General features: G+C 48.3%; 14 protein-coding genes. 4 read left to right on the top strand and 10 right to left on the bottom strand.

Annotated elements, in window-relative coordinates; genetic code table 11:
• The first annotated feature begins 75 nt into the window (after positions 1–75).
• Entirely contained in the window at positions 76–582 is a 507-nt protein-coding gene (locus M6D81_RS21985) for a P-loop NTPase family protein (RefSeq protein ID WP_262679202.1), read from the top strand.
• A gap of 63 nt (positions 583–645) precedes the next feature.
• On the opposite strand, the gene M6D81_RS21980 is transcribed toward M6D81_RS21985, so the two are convergent.
• A complete protein-coding gene (locus M6D81_RS21980; RefSeq protein ID WP_262679201.1) occupies positions 646–978 on the bottom strand; it encodes a winged helix-turn-helix transcriptional regulator in 333 nt (110 codons plus the stop codon).
• Between the two features lie 168 nt (positions 979–1,146).
• On the opposite strand from M6D81_RS21980, the gene M6D81_RS21975 reads away from it, so the two are divergent.
• On the top strand, positions 1,147–2,070 hold the full coding sequence (locus M6D81_RS21975; RefSeq protein WP_262679200.1) for a DsbA family protein: 924 nt from the start codon (positions 1,147–1,149) through the stop codon (positions 2,068–2,070).
• Between the two features lie 88 nt (positions 2,071–2,158).
• Here M6D81_RS21975 and M6D81_RS21970 read toward each other — a convergent pair whose 3' ends face one another.
• The 4 genes from M6D81_RS21970 to M6D81_RS21955 form a co-directional block, all read right to left on the bottom strand.
• Positions 2,159–2,761 (bottom strand): Uma2 family endonuclease, encoded by a 603-nt coding sequence (locus M6D81_RS21970; RefSeq protein ID WP_262679199.1) that lies wholly within the window; start codon positions 2,759–2,761, stop codon positions 2,159–2,161.
• Between the two features lie 108 nt (positions 2,762–2,869).
• A complete protein-coding gene (locus M6D81_RS21965) occupies positions 2,870–3,475 on the bottom strand; it encodes a LysE family translocator (protein WP_410795776.1) in 606 nt (201 codons plus the stop codon).
• 68 nt (positions 3,476–3,543) lie between these two features.
• Entirely contained in the window at positions 3,544–3,879 is a 336-nt protein-coding gene (locus M6D81_RS21960; protein WP_262679196.1) for a hypothetical protein, read from the bottom strand.
• Positions 3,880–4,021: 142 nt separating this feature from the next.
• The gene (locus M6D81_RS21955; protein WP_262679195.1) at positions 4,022–4,771 is read right to left on the bottom strand and encodes a hypothetical protein; all 750 of its coding nucleotides are present in this window, start codon (positions 4,769–4,771) and stop codon (positions 4,022–4,024) included.
• A gap of 254 nt (positions 4,772–5,025) precedes the next feature.
• Between M6D81_RS21955 and M6D81_RS21950 the strand changes: the two genes are divergently transcribed.
• Positions 5,026–5,775, top strand: a complete 750-nt coding sequence (locus M6D81_RS21950; protein ID WP_262679194.1) for a WecB/TagA/CpsF family glycosyltransferase — start codon at positions 5,026–5,028, stop codon at positions 5,773–5,775.
• 313 nt (positions 5,776–6,088) lie between these two features.
• On the opposite strand, the gene M6D81_RS21945 is transcribed toward M6D81_RS21950, so the two are convergent.
• Positions 6,089–6,862 (bottom strand): alkaline phosphatase family protein, encoded by a 774-nt coding sequence (locus M6D81_RS21945; RefSeq protein ID WP_262679193.1) that lies wholly within the window; start codon positions 6,860–6,862, stop codon positions 6,089–6,091.
• Between the two features lie 298 nt (positions 6,863–7,160).
• Here M6D81_RS21945 and M6D81_RS21940 point away from each other — a divergent pair, with 298 nt between their 5' ends.
• Complete coding sequence (locus tag M6D81_RS21940; protein WP_262679192.1) at positions 7,161–9,197, top strand: 5'-nucleotidase C-terminal domain-containing protein; 2,037 nt, start codon at positions 7,161–7,163, stop codon at positions 9,195–9,197.
• A 61-nt stretch (positions 9,198–9,258) separates the two neighbouring features.
• On the opposite strand, the gene M6D81_RS21935 is transcribed toward M6D81_RS21940, so the two are convergent.
• The 4 genes from M6D81_RS21935 to M6D81_RS21920 all read right to left on the bottom strand — a co-directional run bounded on the left by M6D81_RS21935 (position 9,259) and on the right by M6D81_RS21920 (position 12,204).
• Complete coding sequence (locus M6D81_RS21935) at positions 9,259–9,831, bottom strand: SF0329 family protein (protein ID WP_262679191.1); 573 nt, start codon at positions 9,829–9,831, stop codon at positions 9,259–9,261.
• 21 nt (positions 9,832–9,852) lie between these two features.
• Positions 9,853–10,158, bottom strand: coding sequence for an RNA polymerase alpha subunit C-terminal domain-containing protein (locus M6D81_RS21930; RefSeq protein ID WP_262679190.1), 306 nt, complete (start codon positions 10,156–10,158; stop codon positions 9,853–9,855).
• Positions 10,159–10,334: 176 nt separating this feature from the next.
• Positions 10,335–11,291 (bottom strand): ABC transporter permease, encoded by a 957-nt coding sequence (locus M6D81_RS21925; protein WP_262679188.1) that lies wholly within the window; start codon positions 11,289–11,291, stop codon positions 10,335–10,337.
• Positions 11,284–12,204 (bottom strand): ABC transporter ATP-binding protein, encoded by a 921-nt coding sequence (locus tag M6D81_RS21920; RefSeq protein WP_262679187.1) that lies wholly within the window; start codon positions 12,202–12,204, stop codon positions 11,284–11,286. Before M6D81_RS21920 ends, M6D81_RS21925 begins: the two co-directional genes overlap by 8 nt.
• Positions 12,205–12,310: the final 106 nt, after the last annotated feature.

Here is a 12,310-nt window from a genome sequence, read left to right as displayed (position 1 = left end):
TAGCAGGTCTGCTAAGCTAGAACCCCATCCAACTAAGCATGCGCCGCAACTCGGCGCGATCGGAGGCTCCCTTCCGTGAACAAAATTCTGATTACAGGTATTGTCGCCAGCGGTAAAACGACGCTTGCGAAGCAGTTATCTTCATCACTCGGCATCCCCTGGCACGAGCTGGATGCCATCGTTCATCATCGAACCTCGGAAGGCAGGCACAAGAGAACTGCAGAAGAACAGATGGAGGTCATTCGCGGCATCGATCAATCCGGGGCCTGGATATTCGAAGGAGTAGACAGGAAATCCTATCGGCTTCTATTCGAAATGGCAGACATGGTCATCTTCCTCGATCCGCCGCTGTGGAAACGGAAAATGAGAATCATGACCCGCTTCATCAAGCAAAACCTTGGCCTGGAGAAGTGCGGCTACCGCTCTGATATCGTCATGCTGAAACTGATGTATCAGTGGACGCGTGAATTCGAAAGGAACCGGTCAGCGTTCGAATCCTTTTTGCACCCCTATCAAGAAAAAGTCATCCGGCTGGCGGACAATGATGTACGAGAAATCCCTGAGCTTCACAAAATGAAATAGGGAAGGCGATTGTATATCGGCTTGAGGCTTTCCGCGGCTTGAAGCCCTTCATGGCTTGCCGCTTCATTCCCGCCCTACTTGCTGCTCTATATAGGACAAGCTCCACTCTTTCAACTGCAGCAGTAACGGAATCAAGCTCTCTCCCGTCTCAGACAGGGCATACTCCACTTTAGGCGGGATTTCCGCATACACTTTCCGGTTCACCAATCCGTCTTCTTCCAGCTCCCGCAATTGACGCGTTAATGTACGCTGAGTAATATCAGGGAATATCTTGCGCAATTCATTGAATCTCTTCGTACCATGTGTGGCAAGTTGATGCAGAATCACAAGCTTCCATTTACCCCCGATTAACTTGACCGCCAATTCCACTGGACATTCCTTGTAGCACTCCTCCATGATTGCCTCCTTCCCAGTATCCTATTGGACACTAGGTATCCTTAATGTGCGTACTTACATAAACTGCTCCTTTCAACTAGTATAAATACAATCACAGAACATGTTCAACCATTCCCAAGGGAAATCAAGCAGGCGCTATACAATGAACAACGAAATGAGGATAGACGAATGAACAGCAAACAGATGATGTGCGATTTGAAAACGGGACTGTGTGGAGAAGCGGAGAATGACGCAATGGAAATGATCGATTTTGAAGACCCCTTCGAAAAGGCGACGCTTTATTATGTCACTGATCCGATCTGCTCCCATTGCTGGGCGCTTGAGCCTGTGTTGCGGCGATTGCAGCTGCAGTACGGACATTACTTCGAATTTCATACGGTGATGGGCGGATTGCTGGAAAGCTGGGATGGTTTTGGCGATGCCAAAAACGGCATAAGCAAGCCGGCGGATGTCGCCGGCCACTGGAGAGAAGTCGGAGAGCATTCCCGCATGCCGATTGACGGCTCCTTATGGCTTGACAACCCTATCCAATCCTCTTATCCGGCTTCCCGCGTATTTAAAGTGGTTCAACAGAAGGATGAACGGCTGGCTCATACGTTTTTGCGGCGAGCGAGAGAAGCCGTCTTCACCTTTAACCGTAATATTGGAGAACGTCAGGTGCTCGGCGAGATCGTCAAGCAATTGGGACTCGACAGCATGGAGATATTATCGGAAGCGGATCTACCGCAAAGTCAGAATCTCCTGGAGCAAGACTTCACACTTGCGAGAAGGCTTGGCGTTCGCGGCTTTCCCACTATCGTTATGATGAATGCTGAGAATAAAGGCGTGAAAATAGTCGGGGCTCGTTCATTGGATGAATACGTTCATGGACTGGAGCAGGTTCTTGCACATGCGACAGAGCTTGATCCGAAGCCGCAACCCTCCATTTCAAGCCTTCTCACGCAGGAGAAGCTCTTATTTTCAAGAGAGCTGGAAGTGCTGTATGATTTGGAGCAAAGCGAAGTTTCATCCTATATCCAGGCAGAGCTTTCTCCTGAACAATACGAATGGGGAGAAATCCTTGGCGAAGTTTACATTCGGGCAAAGGAATAACCTGCATAGGCTTCATGCCCTTAAGAAAACAACGAAGACGTTGATGCACTCAACGTCTTCTCGTACTACAACCACTCCATCCGCCCCTTTACTCCCAATCCTTCACTTCCCGAAATATATCTTCAATGACAAAACCAATGCACGGAATCTTATCCGAAACAACGGGATCGTTGCCCTCGAACAGATTCGCAAGCTCATAACGTCCATCTTCGAGCAGCTGGTACTGATCCAGCGTACGTGCTTCTGTGTCGACGACCCAATATTCCGGAACGCCATGTTCCGCATAAGCTCTTCGCTTTATCAGCTTGTCCCGCTTATGAGAGCTAGGCGACAGAATCTCGATGACTAGATCCGGCGGTCCTTCAATCCCTCTCTTCGTCACAATATGCTCACGGCTGCGATGAATCATGAGAATATCCGGCTGGACGACTGTCGTTTGGCTCAAAATAACATCGATTGGCGCATGAAACACGAGATAGTCCTTCCTGCAGCTTTGCTTAATTATTAACGCTAATTCTCCGCTAACAGCTTGATGCGTTGTAGAGGGACCCGGCGATATCATCTCCATAATCCCGTTCACGATCTCATAGCGCTGCCCGTCATCCGGCCATTCGGCATACATCTCATAAGTGACCGGCGGTTCCAGCACCTGATCGGCAGTTTTCTTCTGAGCATCACGATTCATTCCCATAACTTCCGCTCCTCTCCATATGAAAAGCACCTCCAATAGCAACACAAATTGTGTGTCTACGAAGGTGCTTCCTTGTTACTCCTATTATGATCAGCCCTGTCGTTATTGTCAATGAACCAATAAGGCGTACACACCGAATAATAGGATAACAATGCCGGAAATCCGGTTAATCCAGAGTAGTCTGCCCTGATTCAAAGCCCTGTTGAACGAGCCTACTAACAAGCTAAGTACTAGCCACCACAATGCCGATCCTAAAAACACGCCAAAAACAAGGGTCAACGCTGAGTCTGTATTCGACTGGGCAAAGCCTAATCCGGCAAATATGCCGGCGAAAGCGAGTATAGTGACAGGGTTCGTAAGCGTTAAGAAAAATACGGACAAAAATGCGCCGAATAGATGCCCGCTTTGAGCTTTTGCCGGCTGCTCTGAAGCCGACGACATCCAGGTTCTAATTCCTAAATAACATAGGAACAGGCCTCCGACCAGTTGAAGCCACAGCCGATGGCCAATTAAAAACTGGGTAACGATGGATAATCCAAACCCGGCAATTAGTCCGTACACTGCATCCGCGCTTGCTGCTCCCAGTCCCGATAGTATGCCGTATATCTTTCCTTGCGTTAACGTCCGCCTGATAACAAGCACGCCGATCGGCCCTACCGGAGCAGCAATGGACAAGCCAATGACGATACCTTTCATAAGTACTGACAACTCCATCTTTGAAATGTCCTTTCAATAGTCAATAAGAACATTATCTTCAATCTTGCAGGATTAGACAATCCCTTTTATGACTGAAGCTTCGGAACGAACTTCCATACCACCAACCCCAATACCGCTATGGCAACAATGCCGGCACATGTATATCCGGTCCACAATACTGCCGGATATGCCTGCTGCTTCACTCCTATCGCCACCAGCGCCCATATGAACACCAGCATGATAGCGACATCCCGATGACGCAATCCCAGTACCAGAGCAAGCAGAGCGGCTACGCATAACATCAGGACAGCCCAGGTTGCATCAGATAAACCGAACCCCTTCCAATCATTCGCGGATAAGGCCACTGCCACATTTACAATTGAAGCTACACAAATCCATCCAAGATAGATACTGAAAGGCAACGAGACCAGCCACCTCTCGGATGAGCTCCGGAGTCGATACATATACCCACAGTTGGCATAATATACGCGCGAAGAAGCATTTAGAAATAAGAATAGCCCTGTAGAAGGCTCTACAAGGCCAGGCGGCATTAGCTTGCCGTAATTAGGCGGAAGTAAGCTTATATAGGATAGGCATTGCCGCAATTCCGTTGACTTCGAAGTTCTCCAGCACGTACTTGCCGAATGTCGGCCGGAACAGAAGATCCGGAACGATGTCGGACAAGTTGTCCCATCTGCAGTGATTAATGAGACCATATTGCGACTGCTCCCCTTCATTCGGCAAGAGCAACGTTGAATTGTCCAGATCGGTTTTTACCGTGAACCACCCTGCAGTGTATTCCCAGACGGGCAATAATTCTTTCACGTCATCCGCATAGAAATAGTTGAATAAAAATACGCCTTGCTTCGACTTATCCACGTCTCCAATTCTACGGACATTTGTAGCCGCTACTTTGTGCATGTATTTGGAGTTCTGGGTAAGCAGTTGAAGAAGCTCTTTGAACAACGGCTGTTCTTGTACTTGCTTTGTTGCTTCCTTCCGATTCGTCTCGATCAGGACCACTACATCGAACTGTGCCACATGCACCTTTCCTTTACGCTCTTCCAGAAGCTTGCCTCTTCCGGGAGGAATGACCACAGCTTCGAAGACATGCACGTTGTGAACATCGGGAAGCTGCCGAAGACGATTTGCTATTTCTTTGGATTGACGAATGACCTTGCGTTTACGTTCGGAGCTTTGCGGGAACGGTCCGATTGGCTTCTCGATTTCTGCTGCGACGTGAATATAACCGTAGTCGTTACACTTCTTAAGGCTCGCTTTAGGAAATTGCAAGTGATTGTTCACGATTTTCATAGGTGCTCCTCCTCGATTCAGCTCATTATTTGAGTATCCATTCATACATTTCCAACCCTGTTGTTGTCGCTTCTTTGCCCGTCGTGCACCTCTCCTCAAAATACTTAGGAAACTTTTATATTATTTTTAGTTTCCTTCATTTTAGTATGCTTCCTTGTTGCTGTCAAGAATATTCACAGAAGAGTTTCAAATTCATTTGCATGGATATTTATGGTAAAATAACTCTACAATCTGCATATTGAAAGGTGATTGCTATGAGAGGCTCAGTTCACATATTAGGAGTTCCCTTCTCCAAATTAACGTTGAATGAAACAGTACAGCAGCTAGCCGCACATATTCAGACAGAACAGCCGAAGTTATTTCATTTGATCACAGCGAACCCGGAGATTGCAATCGCTCACCAAACAGATAAAATGCTTCAAGCCATCGTAAAAGAGGCAGACTTAATTACACCTGATGGCATCGGGATTGTCTTGGCTGCAAAAAGAAAAGGCGATCCGATCCCTGAACGGGTTACGGGCTATGATTTGCTTCTTCAACTGTTGGAAAGAGGGGACGAACAAGGCTGGAGCTTCTACTTTCTTGGTACAGATGAAGAGACCAGCCGCAATGCTGTGAATGAAATACGCTATCGATATCCTAATGCAGCCGTCGCAGGCCGACATAACGGATTCTTCTCCGCTGCCCAAGAAGCCCGCATTCTTGAGGACATTCAACAATCCAAGCCCAATATACTCATCATTGCGATGGGAGCCCCCTATACGGACAAGTGGATTCACAAAAACAGAGGAAAGCTTAATGGCGTTAAAGTTGTTTTCGGTGTTGGGGGAAGCCTTGACGTCATTGCCGGCAAGGTAAAGCCCACTCCTGCTATTTGGAAGACTATGCATTTAGAATGGCTTCATCGCTTGCTTACTGTTCCCGTTGCCAAGGGGCAGAAATCGCGTTGGCGGCGGCAATCCGCGCTGCCTAAGTTTTTTTATCGGGCCATCCTGAGGAAGTAAGAAAATCATAAAATAAGAAAAATTCCTGCAGCGCCTTTTTACTATTCCTTTCCGGCACGCACGGGATTTCACCAATTTAGTGTTGGCTACATACACTGCAGGCGCGCTCGCACGGGATTCCGCCAATTTAGTGTTGGCTACATACACTGCAGGCGCGCTCGCACGGGATTCCGCCAATTTAGTGTTGGCTACATACACTGCAGGCGCGCTCACACGCCCTTCAGCAATGAAAGGACGCCAAGAAGCTATTCGCTCCTTGGCGTCCTTTTTTCACCTATTTATAATGCCCCTTGCAGTTCATCAATCCGCTCTCTTACACCAGGCAGTTGCCCTCCCAGTCCTTGTTGCCCGGCACACCGAGCAATTTCGCGACAGTTGGCGCTATATCGAGAATGCTGGCAGTGTCAATCTGCTTCCCGGATGCAATTGTCGGCCCTGTCATTAATAACGGAATGGTCATATCCTCCGGCATATCCGTTCCGTGTCCACGCCCGTGGCCACCATGATCCGACGTGACGATAACGGTATATTGCTCCGGAATGGCACAAGCCGCTTGTTCGATGCATGCCCAGGAATCGTGGACGGCCTGGATATATTCGGCCGACATCCACCCGTACTTATGGCCGGCTTCATCGACATGCCCCAGATACAAAAACGTAAAATCAGGCGCATCTTGATTCATGTAGTCGATAGCTTGCTCGGTGATCTTCTTGTTGGAAGCCTCGTAGGAAATGTCGCCGGAAATATAAGAGCTGTAGGCTAGTGAGCCGGGACGCGTCAAATCGCGAAGCTCCGACCAGTTATAGAAAAAAGCGCATACCTTCTCATGGCTGCGCAGTTGCTCGCAAAGGCCTGCGACTGGACGAACCTGCGGCGTATACACATTATCCACAATGCCATGACGCTCAGGCGGCACGCTGTGGAACATCGACATATGACACGGCAAGGTTACGCTCGGCATAACCGTTTGCGCATGCAGCGTATAGCTCCCTTTCTTCATCATTTCTTTCACAAATGAATGCCCCGCCGCTTCCAAGCTGTCAGGACGCATCCCGTCTACCGAGATGAGCAGCACTTTTTCACCCATAGAATATTCCTCCTCGAAATTAAAAGCTTTGAAACACGTGGACGAATGCCCCAATACCCCAACATCCCGACACCCTGTAATCATCGATGGAAGCACAATAGCTGTAAAAATGACAGACGCTGAAGTCAACTAAAAACCAATAAAAAACAACAAATACCTCATGAATACACACTCATCTTAATCGCAAAGCTGCCAAACGTCAAGTCGGATTTTACATAATATTAACCTGCAATTTATGTTTCAAGAATACTCCATCCCTATAATCAGGCTTATCACCATACAAAAGGAGAGAATTATTTTGAAAAGAAAATGGGTTGGTCTGGGCTTAACAGCATTAATGGTTTCTTCTTTAAGCAGCCCCGCAGCTGTACTTGCCTCCGAATCTTTCGATTTAACCATCATGCACTTGAATGACCACCATTCGCACTTGGAAAGTCAAACTTACGATGTAAGCTTAGATTATGACGACGCACAAGAAGGCGAAAAAGTACGCTTGGAGTTAGGCGGAATGTCTTACATATCCTCGTTGATTAATGAATACAAAAACGACCACTCCTTGTATTTGCAAAGCGGTGAAGTGAACGGCACACTATATTTCAGCCTCTACAAGGGCGAAACGGACATAAAGGTGTTAAACGCCTTGCAGCCCGACGCTTACATGGTTGGCAACCATGAGTTTGACGAGGGTGACCAGCGCCTTGCCGACTTGTACGATATGGCAACATTCCCGGTATTATCGGGTAATATTAAACCGACTGAGAAATCTCCTCTCTATGGAAAACTGGACAAACCATACATGATTAAAGAAGTAAACGGTGAGAAGGTAGCCATTATCGGCGTTGTAAAAATTGAAAAAACAAAGGAATCCTCGCTTGTTAGCGATGATGTTGACTTCATTAACGAAATCGAGTTTGTAAAGTCTGCCGTTGAAGATGTAAAAGAGCAAGGCATAAATAAAATCCTGGTTCTGAGCCACCTGGGTTATGACTTCGATCAGGTTCTGGCAGCCGAAACCAACGACATCGACTTGATTATCGGCGGAGATACACACAACTTGCTTGACTCCTCGGGCGAAATGAAAGATCTGGGATTGCCTGTAACCGGCGAATATCCAACGGTTGTTAAAAATGCCGATGGTAAAGACACTTACATCGTTCAAGCATGGGAATATGCGAAGGTTCTGGGCAAAATTGATTTGACATTCGATGAGCAAGGCGAAGTTATCAGCGCAGCAGGAAAACCCATTGCTCCCGTTAACGGCCCTTATCAGATTAATGTAGACAGTAAGTGGGTCGACGCTGACGAGACTGCAGTGGCCAACATCAAAGCTGCGATTGCAAAAAGCAATGTGCTGGTAGAGGGCAATACCAATCCTGTTGTGGAGGAGATTATTGCACCTTACAAGGAAGCGGTAGAGGCAGAAATGGCGACCGTCATCGGCACTGTGAAAGAAACACTAACCAACGAACGGGTCCCTAAGCCATTTACAGATGTGAAGGACGCGAACGGCAGCTTTGCAGCACAAGTTGTTGCCGACTCATTCTTATACGGCTTGCCGCATGCTGACCTTGCCATTCAGAACGCCGGCGGCGTAAGGTCCACCTTTTTACAGGGCAGCTTCACAATGGCAGATGCCTACACTATGCTGCCTTTCTCCAACACAGTGACTACGCTTAAATTAACTGGCGAAGAAGTAAGCAATGTGCTGGATGAAGCGATTCGTTATTCGCAAGGCATCACCCAGTCCACAGGCGCGTTCCCTTACGCATCGCACTTGCGATATGACGTTTACTTGAATGCAGGAGATGACGTCAAGAGCGTATATAACGTAGAAGTAAAAGATAGAGAGACAGGCGAATGGTCTCCCATCGACTTGGATAAAACCTATATTGTAGCTACGAACTCCTTCACAGCTCTGGGCAAAGACGGCTATGTCACGTTTGAAAAGGCTGTGCAAAGAGACCCTGGTGTAAAAGAGGAAACTCACATTGAATATGCCGTACCGCTTGTTGAACTATTTACAAAGTACCTTAACGGCGGAGAACTTGTTAAGCCGAGTGCGGACAGCTATTCCATCAAATCGGTAAAAGAATGGCAATCAGAACAAACCGAAGGATCGGAAGGATCGGAATCAACCGAAGCTCCTGCCGGCGAGTCCTCGGAAACAACTGAAGAAGTTAAAACTTATACAGTCGTAAAGGGAGACACTCTCTATAGTATTGCTAAGAAAACATTAAACAACGGAATGCTTTGGAAACAAATCTATGAATTAAACAAGGATACGATTAAAAATCCTAGCTTCATTTATCCGGGACAAGTCATCGTACTGCCATAAATGGAAAATGCCGCTCTTCCGTATCGGGAGAAGCGGCATTTTTCTGTTTTTAAGCTGTGATTTATCGGTAAGTACTGAGTCTCAGCTCATAAAAATATTGTACGACGGGGTGCTTCAGCTTTATCGTCTTGCTCATGTTAACAATCCGTTTCTTCCCTACTCGCCTGTCCACCAATGCAAGAACATTCAATAAGATATGATGGCTTTCCAGACTTTCCTCAATAGAGGTAGATAGAAATCGGGTCGCAACATCGTTGAAATTGGACTTGCTTAATTCCGACTGCGCCATCCAGAGCTTCTTTGCATGTTCGGATTTTTTCCTGCCGCTAGCGATAACCTGCAGACGATCCTCCGGAACATTCCCTTTGATCTCCTTCCTGATGAGTTCAATCTCTTCATCCGTGACAGGAACCTGGATGGTTGGATCATTTTTTATTTCCAGCTCCGTCCCATACCATCTAATCCATTTAGCGGCATCGCTCATGTTGAGCACATTCTTTTTATCTACCGAAATATAGCATTGCCCTGCTTTGTCAGATACATAACGATAGCTCGTTGAGCGATATTCGTACGTTCCAACCAACGCAGGACAGAGAAAGCTCTCCAGCTGTTGCTTCAATTTGCTCCAGGACATGTATTCCTCCTATGTTTAGTTTCAGCCTTTATTCGCATGCTGGAACGACAAGCCTTGCGACTGCAGCGCATCCCGCAGCTTGGGCATTGAACTGGGACCTATTCCATGCAAGCGCAGAATATCGCGCTCAGTATATTCTGAGAGCTTCTGCAGAGTCGTAATGCCTTCATGCTCCAATGCGCGCCGGGCAGGATTGGACAATTGCGATAGAAATCCGGATTTCGGCTTCATATCCTGTTCGCAGACCGGACAGGTCGGACAATCGCTGCTTTTATAGTAGCGATGACCTTTTTCACAAACTCTCAATGTTTTATTCGAGGCTTCCATGACCACATTCCATCCTTTCCGCCATCATTTGCTATTATTATACCACTATTACAATCCATCCAACGCCCATCGTTGCAATACTTAGTTCATGCGAAAGAGGTCATCTCGTTCCAGCATCCATGATGCCTTGCGAGACAACCCCGATTCGCTATGCCATTAACAACCTCGCGACCCTATTAAGCGGCAACGTCGCGTCTCGTGAACAGCAGCCACGCTGTTACTTGGAACACGACATAATACAGCAGAAGCATGGTGATGGAGAACGACAACGTCATCTCCGGCCGCAGCGGCGTGCCACCCTCCAAGTAGTTGGTCAGATCAATATTGGAGAACAATAAATACTTGGACCATTCAAACTTGCTGAGCAACGCCGACAACGTACTGCCGAGCAGCATGAACAGAAGAGAGAACGCGATGGCCATCGAAGAGCTCCGGAACGCAGCTGATATCATGAAAGCCATTGTCACATACATGACAAGCGATACGACGGAGTAGCCGTAAGTTTGCAGCGCATGCGCCAGCATGGAGCCCTCTTGCACGATGCCGCTGGCATCAACGGTCACACGCGGCTCGGAAGCCGATGAGAAGCCTTCAAGAATGCCGCCAGCCAAGTAAGCGGAAGCGAAGCAGAGCAAGAGCAGCATCAATGCGAACGTCAAGGTCACCGCATATTTGCTCAACAGTATTTTCGTTCGCGATGCAGGACCGACCAGCAGCAGCTTGATCGTTCCCCACGTGAATTCCGCTGCCACCATATCGGCCGCGATAATGACGGTGAGCAGCGTCACCAGAATGATTATGCCGGCCGAATTTTGCACGTATTCCCAGTGCGTCAATGCGAAGGGATTTCTATCATGCTCCAAGTAATATTGGTTCAGCTTGATCTCATTCTCCAGCATGGTCCTCTCTTCTTCTCCGATATCCTCCTTCTCCGCTATATATTGCTGAAGTTCTTCGACATAACCGCTTACCCGCTGCTCCCAGCCGATCTGGTCGGTGCGGTTTTCTTCCCATTTCATCACACCGCTCATGAGCGCGACGGACATCAGCAGCACCGCAATCAGTACCCATGTTCTCGGCCTGCGATAGATTTTCATATTTTCGTTGCGAACCAGCCCTATGAAATTAGACAATCAACTCGCCTCCTGTCACTTCAAGGAATTGCTCTTCCAATGTTTGCCGAACGGCATGAATGCCCATGACGTCTACACCTGACTGAACGAGCAACTTCACGATATCGGGGATGCGGGCGGCCTCTGCGGCAAGCTCCAGCTGACCTCCATGGATCGCGATCGGCATCGTCTCGAAAGCCTGGGCGAGCAGAAGCTGGACGGCAGACGCATCCTTCACTTCCAGCAGGATCTTGCTCTGCGCTTGACCGCGCGCTTCATGCAGCGATCGAACGTCCACCAGCTTCCCGCTCTGAATGATGGCGATTCGATCACACATCAGCTCCATCTCGGATAGCAAGTGTGATGATACGATAACAGCGAGCCCCTCTTCCTTCGCCAGCATGCGCAGATAATCGCGCAGCTCGCGGATGCCCGCCGGGTCCAGCCCATTCGTAGGCTCGTCGAGAATCAACAAAGACGGACGATGGAGGATCGCTTGCGCCACGCCCAGCCGCTGGCGCATGCCGAGCGAGTATCGCTTCACCTTCTCGTGAATTCGATTCTGCAAGCCGAGCAGTTGCACGACCTCGTCGATCCGCTGCTTCGTTACGCCGTTGTGGCGTCTTGCGAAGTGAACCAGATTATCGTACCCCGACATGAACTTATACATTTCCGGATTTTCCACGATGGCCCCGACATGGGTCATCGCCAGTTCGAACTGCTTGCGCAAGGAGAACCCGCTAATCGTTATTTCTCCTTTGCTAATTGCGATTAATCCGACGATCATTCGAATCGTCGTCGTTTTGCCTGCCCCGTTCGGCCCCAGGAAGCCGAATACTTCCCCTGCCTGAACCTCGAAGGACAGCTGGTCAACGAGCTTGCGACTGCCGATCGATTTCGTTACTTCGCGAAGCTCCAGCACTGATTTCGTCATGGTATTTCCCCCCAACTGGATTGTTCAATAGAACTATACCGCAAGGCGGAGGCATACAGAATAGACCTCGGTCAAGGACTAAGCCCTCCCGAGGTCTGGTTTTCAT

The organism is Paenibacillus sp. J5C2022 (assembly GCF_025567625.1).
Taxonomy (GTDB): Bacteria; Bacillota; Bacilli; order Paenibacillales; family Paenibacillaceae; genus Pristimantibacillus.
This window is presented reverse-complemented; position numbering and strand designations above follow the sequence as displayed.